Annotated in this window: 20 protein-coding genes; 12 read left to right on the top strand and 8 right to left on the bottom strand. The window is 53.8% G+C overall.

All coding sequences use genetic code 11. From position 1 onward, the window contains the following. Positions 1 to 14 precede the first annotated feature (14 nt). Positions 15 to 1,052, bottom strand: coding sequence for a sodium:calcium antiporter (locus COO92_RS10965; RefSeq protein WP_101302079.1), 1,038 nt, complete (start codon positions 1,050 to 1,052; stop codon positions 15 to 17). Positions 1,053 to 1,443: 391 nt separating this feature from the next. On the opposite strand from COO92_RS10965, the gene COO92_RS10970 reads away from it, so the two are divergent. Then, entirely contained in the window at positions 1,444 to 2,031 is a 588-nt protein-coding gene (locus tag COO92_RS10970) for a type 2 periplasmic-binding domain-containing protein (protein ID WP_101302081.1), read from the top strand. Between the two features lie 17 nt (positions 2,032 to 2,048). On the opposite strand, the gene COO92_RS10975 is transcribed toward COO92_RS10970, so the two are convergent. Next, entirely contained in the window at positions 2,049 to 2,822 is a 774-nt protein-coding gene (locus COO92_RS10975) for a PH domain-containing protein (RefSeq protein WP_165792325.1), read from the bottom strand. Between the two features lie 211 nt (positions 2,823 to 3,033). Here COO92_RS10975 and COO92_RS10980 point away from each other — a divergent pair, with 211 nt between their 5' ends. Then, the gene (locus COO92_RS10980) at positions 3,034 to 3,933 is read left to right on the top strand and encodes a DMT family transporter (protein ID WP_101302084.1); all 900 of its coding nucleotides are present in this window, start codon (positions 3,034 to 3,036) and stop codon (positions 3,931 to 3,933) included. Between the two features lie 17 nt (positions 3,934 to 3,950). Here the strand turns inward: COO92_RS10980 and COO92_RS10985 are convergent, their stop codons facing one another. Both COO92_RS10985 and COO92_RS10990 read right to left on the bottom strand, forming a co-directional pair. Further along, entirely contained in the window at positions 3,951 to 4,484 is a 534-nt protein-coding gene (locus tag COO92_RS10985) for a hypothetical protein (RefSeq protein ID WP_101302086.1), read from the bottom strand. A gap of 61 nt (positions 4,485 to 4,545) precedes the next feature. Next, positions 4,546 to 5,343, bottom strand: coding sequence for a DUF4198 domain-containing protein (locus COO92_RS10990; protein ID WP_101302088.1), 798 nt, complete (start codon positions 5,341 to 5,343; stop codon positions 4,546 to 4,548). Positions 5,344 to 5,442: 99 nt separating this feature from the next. Here COO92_RS10990 and nikR point away from each other — a divergent pair, with 99 nt between their 5' ends. Next, entirely contained in the window at positions 5,443 to 5,922 is a 480-nt protein-coding gene (nikR, locus tag COO92_RS10995) for a nickel-responsive transcriptional regulator NikR (RefSeq protein WP_022731914.1), read from the top strand. A 283-nt stretch (positions 5,923 to 6,205) separates the two neighbouring features. Continuing rightward, positions 6,206 to 7,282 (top strand): recombinase RecA, encoded by a 1,077-nt coding sequence (gene recA / locus COO92_RS11000; RefSeq protein WP_101302090.1) that lies wholly within the window; start codon positions 6,206 to 6,208, stop codon positions 7,280 to 7,282. Positions 7,283 to 7,360: 78 nt separating this feature from the next. On the opposite strand, the gene COO92_RS11005 is transcribed toward recA, so the two are convergent. Beyond that, the gene (locus tag COO92_RS11005; protein ID WP_101302091.1) at positions 7,361 to 8,431 is read right to left on the bottom strand and encodes a helix-turn-helix domain-containing protein; all 1,071 of its coding nucleotides are present in this window, start codon (positions 8,429 to 8,431) and stop codon (positions 7,361 to 7,363) included. A 130-nt stretch (positions 8,432 to 8,561) separates the two neighbouring features. On the opposite strand from COO92_RS11005, the gene COO92_RS11010 reads away from it, so the two are divergent. From COO92_RS11010 to alaS, 6 genes are all read left to right on the top strand, one after another. Then, a complete protein-coding gene (locus COO92_RS11010) occupies positions 8,562 to 9,608 on the top strand; it encodes an alpha/beta hydrolase family protein (protein ID WP_101302093.1) in 1,047 nt (348 codons plus the stop codon). A gap of 298 nt (positions 9,609 to 9,906) precedes the next feature. Then, complete coding sequence (locus COO92_RS11015; protein ID WP_101302095.1) at positions 9,907 to 10,047, top strand: entericidin A/B family lipoprotein; 141 nt, start codon at positions 9,907 to 9,909, stop codon at positions 10,045 to 10,047. Between the two features lie 99 nt (positions 10,048 to 10,146). Further along, a complete protein-coding gene (locus tag COO92_RS11020; protein ID WP_022731919.1) occupies positions 10,147 to 10,323 on the top strand; it encodes a DUF1328 domain-containing protein in 177 nt (58 codons plus the stop codon). 235 nt (positions 10,324 to 10,558) lie between these two features. Beyond that, entirely contained in the window at positions 10,559 to 10,699 is a 141-nt protein-coding gene (locus COO92_RS11025; protein ID WP_028791480.1) for an entericidin A/B family lipoprotein, read from the top strand. Between the two features lie 38 nt (positions 10,700 to 10,737). Beyond that, a complete protein-coding gene (locus COO92_RS11030; protein WP_022731921.1) occupies positions 10,738 to 11,043 on the top strand; it encodes an NIPSNAP family protein in 306 nt (101 codons plus the stop codon). 179 nt (positions 11,044 to 11,222) lie between these two features. After that, a complete protein-coding gene (gene alaS, locus COO92_RS11035; RefSeq protein ID WP_101302097.1) occupies positions 11,223 to 13,877 on the top strand; it encodes an alanine--tRNA ligase in 2,655 nt (884 codons plus the stop codon). A 109-nt stretch (positions 13,878 to 13,986) separates the two neighbouring features. Here alaS and COO92_RS11040 read toward each other — a convergent pair whose 3' ends face one another. Together COO92_RS11040 and COO92_RS11045 are read right to left on the bottom strand one after the other, a co-directional pair. Further along, positions 13,987 to 15,324 (bottom strand): DUF2254 domain-containing protein, encoded by a 1,338-nt coding sequence (locus tag COO92_RS11040; RefSeq protein WP_101302099.1) that lies wholly within the window; start codon positions 15,322 to 15,324, stop codon positions 13,987 to 13,989. Between the two features lie 185 nt (positions 15,325 to 15,509). Continuing rightward, positions 15,510 to 16,406 (bottom strand): AraC family transcriptional regulator, encoded by an 897-nt coding sequence (locus tag COO92_RS11045; RefSeq protein ID WP_206186395.1) that lies wholly within the window; start codon positions 16,404 to 16,406, stop codon positions 15,510 to 15,512. A 256-nt stretch (positions 16,407 to 16,662) separates the two neighbouring features. Here COO92_RS11045 and COO92_RS11050 point away from each other — a divergent pair, with 256 nt between their 5' ends. Then, a complete protein-coding gene (locus COO92_RS11050; RefSeq protein ID WP_165792326.1) occupies positions 16,663 to 17,394 on the top strand; it encodes a TetR/AcrR family transcriptional regulator in 732 nt (243 codons plus the stop codon). 91 nt (positions 17,395 to 17,485) lie between these two features. Continuing rightward, positions 17,486 to 18,724: an MFS transporter gene (locus COO92_RS11055; protein ID WP_165792327.1), complete on the top strand. Its 1,239-nt coding sequence runs from the start codon at positions 17,486 to 17,488 to the stop codon at positions 18,722 to 18,724. A gap of 101 nt (positions 18,725 to 18,825) precedes the next feature. Here COO92_RS11055 and COO92_RS11060 read toward each other — a convergent pair whose 3' ends face one another. Next, positions 18,826 to 19,668, bottom strand: a complete 843-nt coding sequence (locus tag COO92_RS11060; protein ID WP_101302104.1) for a tetratricopeptide repeat protein — start codon at positions 19,666 to 19,668, stop codon at positions 18,826 to 18,828. Positions 19,669 to 19,854 lie beyond the last annotated feature (186 nt).

Raw genomic sequence — 19,854 nt, forward strand, 5'->3', positions numbered from 1 at the left:
ACGTCGATGTCCTGTTAAGCTGACAGGTAAAAGATCGAGCTCAGATAAAGTCCCAGCATCGCAACACTTTCCCAGCCGATATTACCGATCCCGCGTTTCTCGCGGTTAAGCATGCCGAGCAACAACACCCCGGTCATCAGGATCACCAGCCCGATGGTAAACAGGTGCTGGTCGGTAAAGGCGGCATAAATCGATCCATCGCGATAGGCAATATCGGATGCGGCGAGGAACAGCACGTCAAATGCATTCCCGCCAATGATGTTACCAAGGGCAAGGTTGACCGCCCCAAGGCGAGCAGCGGCAACCGCAGAAACAAGTTCCGGCAGTGACGTTGCAATTGCGGTCAGGAAGGTGCCCACAGCAGTTTCATTCATGCCTGTCTTTGCAACAATTGCAAGACCACTTTGACCGATGACAAACCCGGCAAGTGCAGTGATCACGGAAAGGGCAAAAAACTCGCCCCACAGACGCTGGCTACTCTCGGGGTAGATGTCATTGTCGTCCTCTTTGGCGTCTTCGTCTGTTACATCGGTTTTCTTGGGGTGCCACATCGGCTCGTTACGTATTTCCGCAAGCAACGACAACCCGAACCCATAGATGACAAACAGCAGGATTGATGCAGGATGAATATGAAAAATCATCCAATCCGGTCCGGCGTATGCCAGAACAGGTACTGCAAGCATGCTCATCAGCAAGGTTGCCTGTGCCAGTCCCGTTGCACTGGCGGCGGCGTGTTCAAGGTTGCCTTTGCGGTAAACGAGGTCGGCAACCGCAAGAAAAGTCGTTTGCGCTGCAATGCCCCCCAGCGCATTCCCAATCGCAAGATCGGTATATCCCTGCCATGCGGTGGTGACCGACAGCACACTGCCCGGTAGGCTGGTTGACATGCCGACAAACAGGGCACCGGCAATGATCTGCCCCATGCCAGTACGTTCGGCCAGTTTGACGGCAACGCTGGCCAGTCGGGTTCCGGCAAAGCCGATGACCAATGCGCAAACGGCAAAAATCACGCTGGTTATCGGCAGGGTCAGCTCAGAAATTTCAAGGGGCATGGGGCGCTTTCGAGTATGTCATGCTTCCATGTTTCTAACTTCTGGCGGGGCTTCTTGTTCCGAGCGATAAAATAAAGTCTGGCAACTTTATCCATACGATATAGCCAAGTTTAATCTTAGATATTACTGTGGCAGTACACCGGATCGGAAAATAAGGTTCGGAAATACCCCTGATTGTAATTATCCGGGGTGGGATTGGTTGGAACGGCATATGTCCCGCAAGGGATAAGAACAAAAAAAACGAAATGCCGTGGGGTTTTAGATGGCGCGTAATCCAAAGAACAGGTTCGTTCGATCCTGTTTCGTTGCCGTAATTTTTGTAATCGCTCTTTTCCTTTCTTTCAGCCTATTACCCGCAGCGCATGCCGCGGAAAAATGCCTGCGCATAGGCATGCCTGAAGTTTACACCGACCAACGCGGTATTGAGCCCTATCGCACTGTCATGGCCGAGGCCGGGCTTTGTGTTCAACCCGTTCCAATGCCCAATGCAAGGTCGGTTCTTGCGATACGCAGGGGCGACATTGATGGGCTGTTTGCTGCTGTGAACGATTTGCCTGTTCTCGCCGGTGTCGCGGTTGTGCCGGGTAAGGTTACACTGGGGAACGTCAAGGGCTTATTGATTGTCCGCAGCGGCGATATTGCCGGGATAGGGGATCTAAAAGACGAGCTCCTTGGTATCTGGCTTGGTGAAACCTGGTCAAAAGACCTGATTGCCAGTTACCCAAACGTCATCGGGGTTCCGCGTGGCCCGCAAATGATGCAGCAAATGCTGCGCGAAGGCCGACTTGATGCCATGCTCATGGATGCCTATTCGCTTAAGATTTCTGGCGGGGTGCCGGACGGGTACAAGGGCATTCCGATTGCAGATATCGTCGTCCACAGTTGGCTGCGTGCCGAATTTTCCGAATTCCTGCCCAAGCTTGATGAAGGCACACGCGCATATCAACAAAAGCTGCTTGCTCTATCGCGCGAGCCCTGACCCTTAAGCAACATGCTTTAACGATCAAGATGTTCGATGCTGTCTTGTCGATTGGTCTCAATCGCCTGTTCCGTGCCGCGATGGGTGATGTCAATCGGATCCCCGGTATTATGGCTGGGGCGCACGCGACCAAAATAATCGGAAAGTTTCTTGGCAACATCTTCGGGTTTGCTGACCTGACGCAGGGTAAAGCTGTGCCCCAACCGGTCGGTGATGTGCAAGTTGCCGTAATCAAAAATATTGCCGACGACACTTTTGCTGATCCGGGTCGATTTGATCGATTCAAATCCGCGATCATCCTGATCTTTGCGTAGCACACCGCTGCGCGTGACAATGCGGTTGTTGGTGATCACACGTTCAAAGAAAAACAGGTCCCGTATGGCCGTAAGCGGCAAAAGGATGCTGTCCTTTGCGGCCTGTGTGGATATGCCAAGTGCGCGGCGCAGGATTTTCCAGACAATTGAAATCGCGGCAATGATCACGCCAAACAGGGCAATGGAAAAGACAAATTCATAGTCTTCCCAAACCTGATCAAGGGCTTCGAATGCTTCGGGCCCGGTTAGAAGGTTTCTGAACTGTGGCATCAGGAAATCGTAAATTGTGCGCCAGTGGTAGGACGCATAAATCAAAACCGCAATCCAGATGATCTTGATAACGCCCGGCACCAGAACCGACACGCCAGAAATCGGCAAGTCCATGATCACGACTTCACCATCCTGAAGATGGCGGCGAATGCCTTTGAACGGTTTTCCAGTCGTTTTGTTCTGGGGGGTGTTACGGGGGGATGCCATTGGTGCTGCGATATCCAGATTGCGATGTGTTGAGATGAGCATACGGTGGGTTGGAAAAATCGCAAGCCATTGAGCGATTTGTTCGAGGTGCGTTTTGTCTCACGCACCAAGTGTGTAATTTGAAGTTGCAACACCGTGAAAAATCGCGCTTATCATGGCGTCCGGCTGCCACCACTGCCGGTCACAAAAACACTCTTTGGAAACGCGCCCCATGGTTCCCTTCCTCGGCGAAGCCGCCGCTTTTAGTGCTGCCCTGTGCTGGGCGACATCAAGCATGATTTTTTCCAATATCGGCGGCAAGGTCGGGGCGCAAACGGTTAATCGCGGGCGGCTGGCCTGTTCGATCTTTTGTCTGACGATCCTGCATTGGGTGATGGAAGGACAACCTTGGCCGAACGCAGTGACATGGGAACAGCTTGGCTGGCTATCGCTGTCATCCATCCTCGGCCTTGTGATTGGCGATGCCATGCTGTTTCAGGCGTTTGTCATGCTGGGCGCGCGTCTTTCGATGCTGTTGATGTCAACCGTGCCCATCATGGGGGCGGTGTTGGCCTGGGTGTTGTTTGATGAAATCCTCATACCAATTGAAATTGCCGGTATTGCCTGTGGGGTTGGTGGCGTTTTGCTGGTGATTGTCGGTAAAAAAGGCCGTCCGGTGGGATTGGCCGGACGCAATTATGTGGTTGGTATTCTGTTTGGTCTTGGCGGGGCGATTGGTCAGGTCAGCAATCTGATCACGGCCAAATATGCCCTGATCGGCGGCTATTCTGCCCTGTCGGCAACATGGATCAGGACCATGGTGGCGGTGATTGCCATGTGGGGCTTTGCGCTTTTGCTTGGGCGGGTTCGCCGGACTGTGACCGCCTGTATTGCGCCTGATGTCGGCAAATGGCTGTTTCTGGGGGCGTTGATCGGGCCGGCGGTGGGGGTGTGGTTGTCGATGCTGGCGGTGCAAAATGCCAATGTCGGGATTGCATCAACCTTGATGGCGCTGCCGCCGGTGATCCTGATTGTCTTTGAAGGGGCGATCTTGCGCAAACCGGTCGGCTGGCAGGCGGTGATGGGCACCTGCCTTGCCTTTTGCGGTGTTGCGCTTTTGTTTATGCACTGATGTATTTCGGGCCAACCTTAGGTTGGTTTGACCCGCCGGGACCACAGGAACACGCCGCCAAAAAGATTGACCAAAAGGCTCATGCCAAACAGAGCACCTGCCCAAACGGGCAAATCAAACAGGGCGGATGTTCCGCGTAGCGATGTATGTTGTTTTGTGGGGCTGGCCTTTGTCGCCGTTGCGTCTTTGGGGCCGAGCTCGGGTGCATGATGGGTTAGGTTGACGATGTGTCCCATGCCATCGGCAACCTTGATCTGCCAACCGTTTGAAAGCGCACCGGATATATCTTCGCCGATCGTTTCGCGATCAACCCCAAAGGCAAAATGGCCGGTACGGTCGGTGCGGGCCTTTTGCCATGTTTTGCCATTCGGGCCGGTTACCACGACCTCGGCAAAGGCCATTGGCGTCCCGTCGGTATAGCCAAAGCGATAATTAATTGTATGACTATTGTCTGCAACCTGCCATCCGGCCCCGTGGGCATGTGCGGTTAACGACCCTGCACAAAGCAGGGCCGTCAACGCCATTACCACAGCGGGCAGTGGTTTGATCATTTGTATGACTATTCGTTTTGCCATGAGTCTGACCATGCATCTGACCTCTGAGGGCATCGATTTAATCTGCGACATTAAAGGTCAGGGTCGCCCGCAGGTTATGACCGCGAATGCCCTGTTCCTGATCAGAAACATCGGTGGCAACCCGTACCACCCACATGCCCGGCGCACTGATGCGGACCTTGGCAATGCCGCTGCCGCGTTCATCGGTCAGTGTTTCACTGGCATAGGCCCATGACGACGGCGTATCGGTAAATCCGCCGTAAGTCGCCAAGACCGTGGTTGTGAGGGGCTGCCCATCAAGCAGGATCTGGAACGTGGCATCCTGACCGATCGCGGTATCGCGGGGATCAGAAAGCGGGACAATTTCAAGTTTGTCGCCAATCGGGGTTTTGACGAAATCATCGGCGCCATCGCCGGACGCTGCGCCAACCAGATGTTTGGCAAATTTTTCATAGCGGACCGCGGCAATCGCATCGGTATGTTGATCAAGACCGCCTTCCTGCCAACCATCGGGAGTCTGTGCCCACACGACGGGCAGGCGATGCGCTGACAGCCACGCGGCCGTTTCTGGCACATCAAACGTCCCGATCAGGTTGGGGGCATCAGGGTTGATTTTGAAATCAAGGGCTGTTTTCTGATCGCGCGTGATCAAAGTCGCACGAAGATGCTTGGCGGCTTCGGCTTCTTCCGGGGTGCCAAACAGATGGCTTGAATCAAGCGTGAAAGTCGCCGTATCGCCCGGTTTGACATCGGTTGGGCTGCTGGTTGTGGTGAATTCGTGGGCGGTTGCCACACCGCTCAAAATACAGCCAAGGGCGGCAATAATCACACCGGGTGCGAACTTTGATTGAAACATCTGCTATCCTTTGGGAAATTAGGTCTATAGAAAAGGAAGTATGAACTTTTCAAATTTGTTCATACGAGTCAAGCCGATGATTTTGAAAAGGGAATTGTGATGACCCGCGTCACCGTATCGATTGAAGATGATTTGATGGAGGCCTTCGATGCCTTTCTTAATCAGCGCGGCTATACCAACCGATCCGAAGGATTTCGCGACCTGATCCGTGAAAAACTGCAAAACACCAAGCTTGCTGAAGATGCAAACGGGGTGGGGATTGCGGTCTTGAATTATGTGTATGATCACGAAGAACGCATGCTGGCATCCCGCCTGATGAGTACTCAGCACGAACATCATAATTTAACGGTATCGACAGTTCATTTTCACATTGATCATGATACCTGCCTTGAAAGCGTGACACTGCGCGGCAGTCTTGCCGAAATTCGTGCCTTTGCCGATAAGGTTCTGGCCCAGCCCGGTGTCCGCCACGGTGAACTTTATTCCGTGCCCGGCGAGATGCATGTGGAATCCCATCACCACGGTGGCGATCATCATGGTCATGCGCATAAGCACGAACATCTGAAAATCACGACGTAATTTCCTTATTTTCCGCAGCATCACGGTATGGTGGGGCATGAGAGGGCGGTCAATACGGGGGTGTTTGATCCAAATATTCAGAACCGCAAATGAGAACAAACTTGCAACATCGGAAATTCTATGTAAATGTTCGCATTATGTTCTCAAGCGCTCTGCTGGCGTGCACAGGCAATTCAATCTGTTAAGGCAGCAGGCTTCTTAAGCGGTGGCGTTCCGCATTTAGGTCCGGGGAACCGCCTGCGTTGCATCCTACCCGGCCCTGTGGAATAAGAGAGTTCGAGCAATGATTCAGACCGCGCTGCATTTGGTGGATAAGGATACTATGGATAAGCAGAAGGCACTCGAAGCCGCCCTCGGGCAGATTGAACGCGCATTTGGCAAGGGCTCGATTATGAAGCTCGGCCAGCGCGATAGCGCCGTTGATATTTCCTCGATTTCGACCGGTTCGCTTGGTCTGGATATCGGACTGGGCATTGGCGGTTTGCCGCGGGGCCGTATTGTTGAAATTTATGGTCCGGAAAGTTCGGGTAAAACCACACTGGCGCTGCATACGGTGGCCGAGGCCCAGAAACTGGGCGGCACCTGTGCCTTCGTCGATGCGGAACACGCGCTTGATCCGGGATATGCTCGCAAACTGGGTGTTAACACCGACGAATTGCTGATTTCGCAGCCAGATGCCGGTGAGCAAGCACTTGAAATCGCCGATACGCTGGTGCGTTCAGGTGCGATTGATGTTCTGGTCATTGACTCGGTCGCAGCCCTCGTGCCGCGCGCCGAGCTTGAAGGCGAGATGGGTGATACCCACGTTGGCCTGCAGGCCCGTTTGATGAGCCAGGCGCTGCGTAAATTGACCAGTTCGGTTTCCCGGTCCAACTGCATGGTGATCTTCATCAACCAGATCCGTATGAAGATCGGTGTGATGTTTGGCAGCCCGGAAACCACGACTGGTGGTAACGCGCTTAAATTCTATGCGTCTGTCCGCCTTGATATTCGCCGCATCGGTCAGATCAAGGACCGTGACGAGGTCGTGGGCAACCAGACCCGTGTCAAAGTTGTTAAAAACAAAATGGCACCGCCGTTCAAACAGGTCGAATTCGATATCATGTACGGCGAAGGCATCTCCAAGATGGGCGAAATCCTTGATCTTGGTGTGAAGGCTGGCATTGTCGAAAAATCAGGCTCCTGGTTCTCCTATAACTCGACCCGCATCGGGCAGGGCCGTGAGAATGCCAAAAGCTTCCTGCGCGAAAATGTCGAAATGACCAAGGAAATCGAAGCCAGCATTCGCGAAAGTGCCGGTCTGATTTCTGAGGCCATGACCAACATGAAAGAAGAAGAAGATCCGTCAAACGACGATTGATCTTCTTTGATCTACGACTAAGAAACGGGCGTGCTTTGGGCGCGCCCGTTTTTGTGTGCCGAGGTGTCTGGGGGCTGATTACTGTGAGATGCTGGTTTGCTGTGTCACGGTCGAATGGCTTTGCCATTTGGTTGGCGTGCTGCCGGTGATACGCAGGAATTCGCGGTTGAAGTTTGATTTGGTATTAAAGCCACTTGCCAGCATGGCGGTGGTGACGTTCTGTCCCGTTTCCAATTCCCGGCAGGCATGTTCAATGCGCAGCTTGTTAATATAGCGCGACACGTTTTCGCCAGTGACAAGATTAATCGCGGTTGAAACCTGCTTAAGCGGAAAGCCCAACCGCCGCGCCAGCCGTGCCAGCGTCAGATCAGGATCAAGATAAAGCTTCTTGCCAATGACCAGTGCTTCAAGCTGTTCCATGATGGCGTGAACGGGCACATCCTCATTGGTTTTATGAGGCGCGTTTTCCTGTCGGTGCAGTCCGGGCGCGTTTGATGGGGCGTCATATTCGTCACCGTCCCCCTCAACAGGTTCGGTGACGATGTCGGGCGACAAGCACAAAAAACCGATCATCAAGAGCGCCACAGATGAAAAAACACTCAAAATCAGGCCCGGCGCCCCGCGGTAGCCATAGCTGAGCGCAAGTGTGATGCAAATGTCGCTGATCGCGGATGCAATCAGCGCAATGGCAATGATCCGCCAGATCACAGCGGGGAAATGCCCCGATGCCAGCCGCGTATTGGCAAGGTCATCGCTATGACGATGCAACATCACAAGGATCGCCACCCCATAGCCGACAAATATCACGGCAAGCAAAGCGTCGATGGTGACCGGAATGGCCAACACCGCACATGCCATCACAATCGGGATCAGAAAATGAAGCAGATCACGGGATTTGGGTTGCGATCTTATCGCGCCTTCAAGGAAGGCGACCCACGCCAATGCCGGGATCAGTGATGCGGTGATCGGTTGGAGCAAGCGTAATTCGCTGACCCCGTAATATTGCACAACCGATACCGTCACACTTTGGCATGCACACGCCAAAAGCAACGCTGCCAGAAGCCGGGGCGTCTCGGTAAACAGGGTTGCGCGCAAGAACAGAAAACCCAGCAGCAGGGCAACAACCATCGGAACGGGTAAAACGATCATCGGCGTTTAATCAACTTATCAACCATGTCCTGAAACCGGTTTTGCGTGTCCTAAAACCGGTTCGAGGACGCCACACCGCGCAAACCGGCGCAATTTCAAACCGTTAAACATTAAAACACGGATTGAAATCATGAAACATGTAACTTTTGCGATGCTGCTGGCCTTGGGGCTGGGTCTTTTTACCGCGGCGACATCCATGCCTGCCACGGCCGGACAAGACATTGCCGGGTATGATCGGTTCGACGTGCAGGCTGCCCACCGGTCCAGACCGCTTGCAGCATCAATCTGGTATCCTGCGGGCAGCCACATATATGTGGCCCCGGTCGGCAAAAGTGCGATCTGGCAAAGTACGAATGCCTATATCGGGGCGGCAGTCGAACCGGGCAAACATCCGCTCATATTACTGTCGCATGGATCGGGGGGCAATATGGATGGGATCGGCTGGCTATCATCGCAACTGGCATTGCGCGGTGCGATTGTTCTGGCGGTTAATCACCCCGGCACCACCACAGGCGACTCATCCCCGCGCCGGACGATGTATCTGGGGCAACGTGCCCTTGATGTCACAGCCGCCCTTGATCAGGTTCTCGCCAATCCTGAGTTTGCGCCCTACATCGACACCACCAACATATCTGCCGTTGGGTTCTCACTTGGCGGGACAACGGTTCTTAATCTTGCGGGGATGCAGTTTGATCGCGCGGCTTACCGCGACTATTGCGTTAAATATCAAGACAGCGCGCAAGATTGCATTTTCTATAAAAAGGGCGGGGTGGATTTCGCGCATTTGCCCGACGATTTCACAAACGGCTATCGCGACACGCGGATTAGCAAAACCGTCGCAATCGAACCGGGAATGTCCTTTGCCGTCAAACCCGACAGTCTGGCCGATGTGTCAAATCCCGTGCTGTTTATCAAGCTGGGCAAAGAGCACGGCTGGCTGGCGGGGGATGTCAGTGCGTCAGGTAGCAACCTTGTCGCAAAGGTAAAAGATGCATCCTTGGCGGTGTTTGCCCCGGCCTATCACCTGACATTTCTGGCGGAATGTGAACCCGGTGCCGCCAAGCTTCTTGAAGAAATGGACGATGATCCGATTTGCACGGACCCGATGGGAACTGATCGCAGTTTAGTCCATCGGCAGATTGCCGACCAAATCGCAACATTCCTTGGTTTGCCGTAAACAGCCAGTGGGGGCTTGGTGTGCGCCCCATACGATCAAGGTGACTAAAGCGGGTGTGCATTGGCACGCCCGTTGTTTCTATATGTCGAAAATACGGATTAAACACCCAGAGTTTCACGTGCCCCAAAATGATCACGATTGGTGTAAGTCAATAGAAAACCTATGATTTCGCCTGCCTTAATCTTGCCAAATCAACAACTTGGCAGTGGGGAGTGGAACAAGTTTGCAACTGCCCCGTTTGTTTAGTGTGAACAGTTTAATCAATACAAACATCTGCAAGCAAACAGGAGCAAACAAGATGTCTGATATTATGAAAAAGATTTTCGCCATTGCAATGATTTCAGGTATGGGGCTCGGCCTTGCCGCCTGTGAAACTGCAGAAGGCTTTGGTCAGGACGTCGAAGATGCCGGCGAAGCCATTCAGGAAGAAGCTGAGTAAGCCATTCATTCTTCCGTGCGTTAAGTTTTATCGCACCATTCCGGTGTGATCCCGTTCCGTTGGGGCGGGGGATAAACCGCACAGAATAAGGAGAAAGCTATGTTGGGTTGGGCAATCTTTTGTCTGGTTCTTGCCCTGATCGCCGCCGTTCTTGGTTTTGGTGGTCTGGCCGGGACATTCGTTGGAATTGCAAAGATACTGTTCTTTGTCTTTATCGTGCTGTTCCTCGTTTCACTTCTGGTCAATGCGTTGCGTGGGCGCGGCCCACCTGTCTGATCAGGTGCAAAAATAACACGAGCAAACCAGAACGGGCGTGCTACGGCGCGCCCGTTTTGCTGTGTGCCCATTGGGCAAATACCAAGTAAACAGTTGCCAGTTGCATGCTCCGGGGACAATATAACAACCTGATTTTTGCCGCTTTTAAGCATCATCAATCGTGTATAAACTTGGTTGAACCCGAAGCTTCGTGCTTCAAAATCAACATGTCGTTAAAGGCAGGAGCAAAGAAACGATGTCGGTCCTTGTGAAACGTATTTTGGCGCTGGCGCTGATTGCCGGTTTTGGTATGTCACTTGCCGCGTGTGAAACCGCAGCCGGTTTTGGCCGTGATGTTGAAAAACTGGGTGAGCAGATTCAGGAAGGCACCAACTAGGCATTCGTTGATACATACGGTTTCCAAAGGGTTTGGCCGTGATCACCTGCTATCTGAAATACATCATTGATGGGCATAAGATCCCCGAGTTCGAGGATTATGCCCGTCGCTGGATTCCCATCGTCAATCGCATGGGTGGCACCCATCACGGCTATTTCCTGCCCCACGAAGGGGCAAGCAACATCGCCTATGCGCTGTTTAGCTTCCCAAGCCTTGCGGCCTATGAGGATTATCGCAACCGCATGGCCGATGACGCCGATTGTGTCGCAACGCTCGACCTTGAAAAACGCAACCGCAGCATCATCAGCTATGAACGCAGTTTTATGCGCCCGGTTCTTGAATAACGTTTCACCCGCGATGGCCTGACGACGGCATATCTGCCGTATATAAATGCGGAAATCTTGACTTAAACACCGCAAAGCCTTTCCCCGACTGGACAGCGCAGGGCCGAGCCGCTAAATAGGGCAGTCCTGCCCGCGGTGTTGCGGGTGTGTTTGTTCCGCGTTTTCCGGGTTGGAGAGATATGCAGACCGTTAATGATATCCGCACCACGTTTCTGGAGTTCTTCCGCAAGAACGGCCATGAAGTTGTTTCATCCAGCCCGCTGGTGCCGCGCAATGACCCCACCCTGATGTTCACCAACGCCGGGATGGTTCAGTTCAAGAACGTTTTCACCGGTCAGGAACAGCGCGACTATTCGCGCGCGACCACGTCGCAGAAATGCGTACGCGCCGGGGGCAAACATAACGACCTTGAAAATGTCGGTCGAACAGCCCGCCATCACACCTTTTTTGAAATGCTCGGCAACTTTTCGTTTGGCGATTATTTCAAGGAAAACGCAATTGAATTTGCCTGGAATCTGATCACCAAGGAATACGGCCTCCCGGCGGATAAGCTGCTGGTGACTGTCTATCACACCGATGACGAGGCCTATTCGCTGTGGAAAAAGATCGCTGGTCTTCCTGATGACCGCATCATTCGCATTCCGACATCCGATAACTTCTGGTCGATGGGCGATACTGGCCCGTGCGGCCCGTGTTCGGAAATCTTCTTTGACCATGGCGATCACATCTGGGGTGGTCCTCCGGGCAGTGCGGAAGAAGACGGTGACCGGTTCATTGAAATCTGGAACCTTGTCTTTATGCAGTATGAACAGATGGCAAATGGGGATCGGGTCGATCTGCCAAAACCGTCGATTGATACCGGCATGGGGCTTGAACGTATTGCCGCCGTTTTGCAGGGCAAGCACGACAACTATGACATTGATCTGATGCGTGCCTTGGTCGAAGCATCGGCTGATTTCACCAATACCGACCCTGATGGGCCGCATAATGTGTCGCACCGCGTGGTTGCCGACCATCTGCGTTCGACCAGCTTCCTGATTGCGGATGGTGTTTTGCCGTCCAATGCCGGTCGCGGGAACGTTCTGCGCCGGATCATGCGCCGTGCCATGCGTCATCTTCATATGGTCGGGACGCAAGACCCGGTAATGTATGAACTGGTCCCGGCACTGGTCCGCAAAATGGGCGGGGCTTTCCCCGAACTGGTGCGTGCGCAGGCCTTGATCGAAGAAACACTCAAGCTTGAAGAGCAGGGCTTTAAAACCATGCTCGATCGCGGGCTTAAGATGCTTGACGATGCGACCGATGGCATGGACGAAGGCGCAATCCTTTCGGGCGATGTCGCGTTCAAGCTTTATGACACCTATGGCTTCCCGCTTGATCTGACGGCCGATGCGCTCAAGGAACGCAAAATCGGTATTGATGAAGACGGCTTTAGCACCGCCATGGAAGAACAAAAGGCCAAGGCGCGTGCCGCATGGTCGGGTTCGGGCGAGGCGGCAACCGAAGAAGTCTGGTTTGATATTCAGGACCGCGATGGTGCGACAGAATTCCTCGGCTATGAAACCGAAACCGCCGAAGGTGTGGTCACGGCCCTGATCAAGGACGGTGCCGAAGTTAAAACTGCTGCCAAGGGCGACGAAATCGCGCTTGTTGCCAATCAGACGACCTTCTTTGGGGAGTCTGGTGGCCAGCAGGGCGATTCTGGCATCATCAAAACCGAAGCCGGTGCGGTGATTGAAATCAGCGCGACGCAGAAAAAGCTCGGCACCTTGCATGTGCATCTTGGCAAAGTGATTGAGGGCTCTGTTAAAGTTGGCGATGCGGCAGAATTCCGCGTTGATCATGCGCGCCGATCCTCGCTGCGCGCCAACCACTCGGCAACCCATTTGCTGCATGCGGTGATGCGCAAACATCTTGGCGATCATGTGACCCAGAAAGGGTCGCTGGTGGCCAACGACCGCCTGCGCTTTGACGTGTCCCATCCCAAACCGGTCACGGCCGAGCAGGCCGCGCTGATTGAAACCGATGTCAACCGCCTGATCCGTGAAAACAGTGAAGTATCAACCCGTTTGATGACGCCCGATGAGGCGATTGAACTGGGCGCGATGGCGCTGTTTGGTGAAAAATACGGCGATGAAGTCCGTGTTGTGTCGATGGGCCTGCCCGAAGCCAACGAACATGCCTATTCGCTTGAACTTTGCGGCGGTACGCATGTCAAACGCACCGGCGATATCGGTATGTTTAAAATCGTTTCCGAAGGCGCGGTTTCAAGCGGCGTGCGCCGGATCGAAGCCCTGACCGGATCGGACGCGGCGAACTATATGGCCGCACGCGAAAACGTGCTGAGCACGGTGGCAGCCGACCTTAAAGCCGCCCCCGAAGACGTCCCGGCCCGTGTGAAGGCGCTTGTCGATGAACGGCGCCGTCTGGAACGCGAAGTTTCCGACCTTCGCAAAAAGCTGGCAACCGCAGGATCGGCTGAGGCATCGGGTGGCGATGCCTTTAAGGACGTTAACGGCGTTAAAATGGCCCTGCGTGCGCTTGACGGTATTCCGGCCAAGGAACTCAAAGGCATGGTTGATGAGTTGCGCGATCAGATGGGATCGGGCATCGTTGCCCTGATTTCCAACGATGGTGGCAAGGCGTCCATCGTGGTTGGCCTGACCGAAGACCTCAAAGACACATACAGTGCTGTCGATCTGGTGCGTATCGGTGTTGAAAAACTCGGTGGCAAAGGTGGCGGTGGCCGCCCGGACATGGCGCAGGGCGGTGGTTCAGACCCGTCGCAGGCGGACGCCGCACTGGCCGCGATTGAAGCCCATATCGCAGGCTGATCGCCCCAGAAACGAATGTAAAAAAGGGTCCCCGCGTGGGACCCTTTTTTATGGGATTCAGGTAAGTGACTGGGACGGTACCACCAGTTAAACGGACCAAATGATCGGGTTAGGCCGTTCTCTTGCGCAAGATGCATTTGACAGCGCGTTCAACAGCCTGACGGTCTGATGCTTCGGGGATGTCACGTGCGGCGGCATGGCCGATCAATTTTGCATGACGACATAGAATATCACGTTGCTCGGTGTTTTCGGTCAAGCCAATCAGGCTTTCAAGCACTTCGGCCATCGGTAGCAAAACATCGGGCTTGGCCGTGGCGGCTTGCCGGATTTGGTTAAAGGCCGCGCCGAGCATGCCGCCAAAATCGGGAAGGTAGCCGTAAAGGCGGTTCTGATCGTCGTCATCCTTCCACAACCCGACAGGGTAATGAAATGACATTGCCTTTGGCAGGGCCCGACCCAGACGGTAAATCACGGCAATGGCGGTAAAGGGATCATTGATCCCCGGGGACAGGGCGCGCAGTGCGATTTCAACAAGTTGGCGCAGGGCAAATTCGATATCAAGCATCTCGGTGCGTTGATTGCCGATCATGATGTGCTTGGCGGTGTCTTCCTGACAGGCCGACATATCGATGTTTGATGCGCCCTCATCGTCAGGGGATTTTATTTCACCGATGGTTTCGCCTTTAATGACGTGCTGTCCGGCGTGAACAATCAGCGCGATCGTGATGTCGTGTTTGATCGCGACATCGCGCAAATGATCGTAATCAAGTCCCTGCACATAGCCCGATTTTGCCGCGATGATAGCGCTAACATCGTTGATGTCGGTGCTCTCGGGCAGGGTGCAGTGATCTTTTTGGGCGGCCTCAATCGGGCTTTTAAGGGTATCGAGGGCAGAAGAAATTGTGTCTTCAAGGTTGCTGCCAACCCGGTGAATGACCTGATCGGCGACAATCGATCGTCCGAGGTTATGGACAAACAGGATCAGCACAAACAGGCAGACCACAAAAAGCCCGATGGCCGACATGGTTGCGATTTGCGGAACCTGATCGGGTTGGGTTGCACCCCCCATGATGACGAGCACGCCGATGAAAAACAGGATTGATCCGACAAAGCAGCCAATCGCGTTTTGGGTTTTAGGATCACCCATGAAATTGCGAATGGTTCGGGGGCCAAGGGACCCGGCGGCCAAAGTCAGGACAACCATTGTGATTGAAAGGGCAAACGTTGTCATCGTGACAAGGGTCGCCAGCAAGGTTGATATCAAATCGCGTGCGGTTTCGGTGGTGCTAAACTGCGGCCAGAAGTCGGGCAGGCTTGCCGCAATATCCGCATCGGTAACACGCACAGAGAGCAAGGCCAGAATAACGCCGCCAAACGCATAGAGCAGTGGAGTGAACCAAAGGCTGTGACTTAGAAATTCCCATATTCGGATGAAGCGTTGGAACATTTCGAAACAGCCCCGTTCTTTTTGCTGCAGCCCAAAGAACTGCGGGTGAGAGGAATGAGTACCTTACTTTAAACGTTCGATGAGAAAATCAGTTCCCTTGTCGGTGTATTATATACCCGACACCCCTTCGTGCGGTCCTGTAATTCTAATGGGCCGAGCGATGGGGGCTGTTCCTTGTGAAATGGCTATGACGCCAGCGGCAGGAAGATATCGGTGATGGCCTCGTGGTCGGGAACGTCGGGGTAAAACGAAACGCGCTGAAAAAACAGCGGGAAGTCGCCCGGTGTTTCGCTACTTTGGGGCAACCAGTCCCGATACAGGCGTAGGGCGCTGTCGCCGATCATTTGGTCACTGCCAATATGGCGCAGCTTCGCACAGCGCATTGCCGGTAACATCAATTCATACAGTCCCATATTTGCATCATCCGCGGTAAGGCGGTTGGGTGTGGCAACTCCAAGTCCGAACCGGAAATCGGCGGGCGGCGTATCATCGGGATGACACCAGATGATGTTAAATGTCGCAGCCTTTGATGGGGGCAGGTGGTGTGCACGGCGCCAGTCAATGAAACGCCGAATGGTGTGGCCAAGGTGTGCTTGTGGTCCGTGATGATCAAGGCAGATCGTGCGGGTTCGCGGAAAATCGATGACGGCGATGTCGCCGACAGAGGGGGTGGTCATCCTGTTGCTCCTGGCTCTGACGGTGCGTAGTTTGTCATAGGGGGCTTGCCAGTTTTCCCAATCGGGGGCGGCGCGAAAGTCCGTCGGGCTTTGATCATGGATTTTGCGAAAGGCGCGGGCAAAGGCTTCGGGTGTTTCGTACCCGGCCTGAAACGCGATTTCGATGATTTGCTGATTGGTGCGAAATGCCAATGCATGGGCCGCACGGCGCAGTCGCATCAGCCGAACATATTGCGCGACGGGGATATCAAACAGGGCCGCGAATTGCCGGTGAAAGTGATAGGGCGAATAGGCGGCAATGCCCGCAAGAACCTTAACACCCGGAACGCTTTCAAGATGGCTGTCGATATGATCGATCACCCGGATAAAGCGGTCTGGAATTGTGGCGTCGGGCAGTGGTGTCACGATAAAAATCCGATGGGTTATGGATAAGCTGGCGACTGCATTCTGACAAAGGGTTGCGTGTTTGGCCTGTCCGTTCTTGCGCAATCAGATATTGGCGTGCGTGCAGGTAAGGTGAAGGTATGCTCATCACTGAAAACAGGGGCGAATATCAGTTGGAAACCCACCTATGCAAAAACAGCGATTGTTTCAAATTAAAAAATGAACCAAATTCGATTTTACGTCATTTATGATCCAATGGATGGAAGACTGGCCTGACATGGTAGCCCAGAACCGCATGGAAAAACGCCAAAACCGCGAAGAATTAATCCTTGATAACGCAGGGAAACTGATTTCAGAAGTCGGTTTCTTTGAGCTGAAAATATCAGATTTGGCAAAGATGTGCGGGATTTCGGTTGGGACCCTGTACGGACATTTTGCCAGCAAGGAAGACCTTCTGATTGGCTTGGCCGTCATGGCGGGGGCCAAACGGGCGCAAAAATTTGACATTGCGCGCAATCATGACGGCAGTGCGATTGAGAAATACATCATCGCCAGTTTGCTTGATCTGCGCTTTTCCATCGATCATCCGCAATTGTTCGAGGCCGAATATCTGGCCTTGGCACCATCGGTCTGGAAACGGGCAACACCGGCCCGTCATCAGGCGCAGCTTGACCAGATTGGTGCCGTGACCGAGATGTTTCAGACGTTTTTGAATGCGGGCGCGGATGCACTGGGTATTTCGGGTGACCTTCCCGAGCGGACGGACCGTGCGCGGAACCTTAATCTTGGCAGTTGGGGATTGGGATACGGCATCAATGTGCTGGTTTTATCCGAAATCACCGACCGGCATTACGGGCAGGAATTGCGCAAAAATGCGGTCAATATCCTGTGTGATGCGTTGGCCGATTTGCTGATTGGTGCCGGATGGCAGGTCGATGATGCACATCAAAAGGTGCGATCCCTTGCCCGGCGGTATGCCGCCCCGGCGACCGAAATGCCCCAACCCTGAGTGCGCCTGCCTGCCTCCACCACCTTGATCACGTTAATTACACATAATACCAAAGCCCCACGGAGTTCTCATGTCGCAGGAAAACAAGGCAATGTCAGCAGTCTTTCTGACTGTTCTTTTTGGCTTTGCCGGTTTTAGTTTGCCCTATCCTGTTTTCGGTCCGATGTTTTTAAAGCCTGAGCTTGGCTTTCTTGACCCATCTGTGCCGGAACAATACCGCACCATCCTGCTTGGGGTCGCGATGGCACTTTATCCAATTGGGCAGTTTGTCGGTGCGCCGTGGCTGGGACGGATGTCGGACAAAATCGGGCGCAAGCCGGTTTTGCTAGCGTCTCTTTTGGGGGCGGCCAGTGGCTATATCGTGGTGGCGGTTGGGGTTGCGACCGCGAACCTGCCAATGGTGTTGATCGGTCGGTTTGTGTCGGGCCTGTGCGAAGGCAACATGGCGATTGCACAATCGATTGCATCAGATATCAGCACACCCGAAAACAAGGTGCGCAATTTCGGTCTTCTGACGGTGGCGATTAATGTCGGTTGGATCATTGGTCCGTTGATGGGCGGGTTCTTTTCGGACCCGACAATCCATCCATCCTTTAACGTGTCGTGGCCGTTCTTTTTTGCTGCGGGTATGTATGGCTTTAACCTGCTGGTGGTCGCAGTTGTTTTACGGATCCCTGAATATGCGCGGCGCCGGGGACGCACGCCCGACGACGGTCCGCAAACCAGTCGGACTATCTGGCAAACCTTGACCGATCCGGGGCTGTTACCGGCCTTTGTCGTATCGTTCTTTAGTTATTGCGCGATCTTTTTGTTCTTCTGTTTCTTTGGGGTGTATCTGGTTCAAAACCACGATGTGACCAGCAGCTTCCTTGGCATGTGCTCGGCGATCATTTCGATCCCGTTGATCATTGCCGGCTTAACCGTCGAACGAGCCCAGCGTCCGATTGGATTGCGCGGGGTTGCGGTCCTTGGGCACTTGTTCCTTGGCATTGGGTTGTTGACCTTTATCCTGCCCGATGGGCTGGTCTGGATATTCGTGCCGATGTGTATTGCGGCATTCGGGATTGCATGGTGTGAGGTCACCACCAGCCTGTTTATTTCCAACGGGACCGGGGCGCATGAACAGGGGCAGGCACTTGGCATTTATCGGTCCGTCCACGTTCTGGCGGAAACTGTTGCCGTCTTGCTGGGTGGGGTTCTTGCCGGAATGAACAGCAATGCACCCTTTATCGTCGGATGTATTGCAGCCTTCATCTGTGTGGCGGGTATTCTGGCTTGGGTGAAAACCCGTTCGGTGACACCAACGGCGGAAACTGTCGCGGTGTCTTAACCATCCCAATAAAAAAGGATACGTCAGCATTTGCTGTGCATCCTTATGACTGTATTATGATTTGGCAAATGCCCGTGCTGTTACACGGGCATTTGTTTTTTTTAATAGGCAACTTTGGCCAAGGCGGCACGCGCTGTCAGGGCGGCGGCCTCGGAGCTGCCTTTGCGTTTGGCATCGGGCAGTTTCGCCAGCGTGTCGGCGAGGGCGCGGATGTCGTCAAGATCATCGATGTCGGAACAGACATCCATCACCCGATCCCAGATCGCATCATGATCCATGCCGCCCATCACCGTCAGCGCAATCGCCCGGTTAAGGGTGGCTTGCGCATGTTCTGGCTGTTGGGCAAGGATTTTCTCATAGGTTTCAAACGCCGTCATCGGGTGGCCTTCGCGCAGATCAATCACCGCAAGGTCGTTGGCTGCGGTCATCGACGTCGGGTCGATCCGCAACAGCTGTTCGACAGCACGGCGTTCGCCTTCGCCATCTTCGCTGATCCGGTAACATGCGGCCATAAGCCGATGGATTTTTTCCGACCCCGGATTGTGATGGGCTGCGGTTTGCAAACTCGCCAGGGCACTTTCGGCGTGGTCAAGTTCCATCAAGGCTTGCGCGCGCAATGTCAGAAATTCCGCGTCGGTTGGCTTGCTGCGCAAAAGGATATCAACGTGGTTAAGGGCGCTGCGCGCATCCCCGTTTTGCAGCAGAGCGCGTGCAATGTGATGCAGGCAGTCTTCGTGGCCTTCATCAGATTGCAGCACCGTACGATATTCGCCAAGTGCTTCGGTGATCGAACCTTTTTCATGCAGGGCCCGGGCCAGGCCAAACCGGGCATTCAAATTGTCTTCATCTTCGCCAAGTGCCTGTCGCAGCATGTTGATCGCCGCATCAAACTGTCGCCTTTTCAGGGCCGAAAGTCCCATTTCAGAAAAGGACATTGCGTTCATTTGTGGTCTCCCAATCCTTCGACGATCCGTTGTCCGGACCCCTCACTTTATCGATTAACGATGGGATTATAGTGCCCGGCTCAATCATTACCAGCCCTATATCATGTGGGGAGGATTGCAACCGGTTGCGCGGTATATTTTGTCTCAAAACCAAAAGGCCCCGGAACATGCCGGGGCCTTGTTAGA

The organism is Thalassospira lohafexi (genome assembly GCF_002844275.1).
GTDB classification, from domain to species: domain Bacteria; phylum Pseudomonadota; class Alphaproteobacteria; order Rhodospirillales; family Thalassospiraceae; genus Thalassospira; species Thalassospira lohafexi.

Bases quoted from the DNA above. Each gene is read 5' to 3' on its own strand.
- COO92_RS11020 (WP_022731919.1), top strand. From the start codon at position 10,147: ATGTTGGGTTGGGCAATCTTTTGTCTGGTTCTTGCCCTGATCGCCGCC.
- COO92_RS10970 (WP_101302081.1), top strand. From the start codon at position 1,444: ATGCCTGAAGTTTACACCGACCAACGCGGTATTGAGCCCTATCGCACT.
- COO92_RS11050 (WP_165792326.1), top strand. From the start codon at position 16,663: ATGGTAGCCCAGAACCGCATGGAAAAACGCCAAAACCGCGAAGAATTA.
- COO92_RS11025 (WP_028791480.1), top strand. From the start codon at position 10,559: ATGTCGGTCCTTGTGAAACGTATTTTGGCGCTGGCGCTGATTGCCGGT.
- COO92_RS10965 (WP_101302079.1), bottom strand. From the start codon at position 1,052: ATGCCCCTTGAAATTTCTGAGCTGACCCTGCCGATAACCAGCGTGATT.
- COO92_RS10980 (WP_101302084.1), top strand. From the start codon at position 3,034: ATGGTTCCCTTCCTCGGCGAAGCCGCCGCTTTTAGTGCTGCCCTGTGC.
- COO92_RS11055 (WP_165792327.1), top strand. From the start codon at position 17,486: ATGTCAGCAGTCTTTCTGACTGTTCTTTTTGGCTTTGCCGGTTTTAGT.
- COO92_RS11005 (WP_101302091.1), bottom strand. From the start codon at position 8,431: ATGATCGTTTTACCCGTTCCGATGGTTGTTGCCCTGCTGCTGGGTTTT.
- nikR (WP_022731914.1), top strand. From the start codon at position 5,443: ATGACCCGCGTCACCGTATCGATTGAAGATGATTTGATGGAGGCCTTC.
- COO92_RS10990 (WP_101302088.1), bottom strand. From the start codon at position 5,343: ATGTTTCAATCAAAGTTCGCACCCGGTGTGATTATTGCCGCCCTTGGC.
- COO92_RS10975 (WP_165792325.1), bottom strand. From the start codon at position 2,822: ATGGCATCCCCCCGTAACACCCCCCAGAACAAAACGACTGGAAAACCG.
- COO92_RS11040 (WP_101302099.1), bottom strand. From the start codon at position 15,324: ATGTTCCAACGCTTCATCCGAATATGGGAATTTCTAAGTCACAGCCTT.
- COO92_RS10985 (WP_101302086.1), bottom strand. From the start codon at position 4,484: ATGATCAAACCACTGCCCGCTGTGGTAATGGCGTTGACGGCCCTGCTT.
- alaS (WP_101302097.1), top strand. From the start codon at position 11,223: ATGCAGACCGTTAATGATATCCGCACCACGTTTCTGGAGTTCTTCCGC.
- recA (WP_101302090.1), top strand. From the start codon at position 6,206: ATGATTCAGACCGCGCTGCATTTGGTGGATAAGGATACTATGGATAAG.
- COO92_RS11010 (WP_101302093.1), top strand. From the start codon at position 8,562: ATGAAACATGTAACTTTTGCGATGCTGCTGGCCTTGGGGCTGGGTCTT.
- COO92_RS11060 (WP_101302104.1), bottom strand. From the start codon at position 19,668: ATGAACGCAATGTCCTTTTCTGAAATGGGACTTTCGGCCCTGAAAAGG.
- COO92_RS11015 (WP_101302095.1), top strand. From the start codon at position 9,907: ATGTCTGATATTATGAAAAAGATTTTCGCCATTGCAATGATTTCAGGT.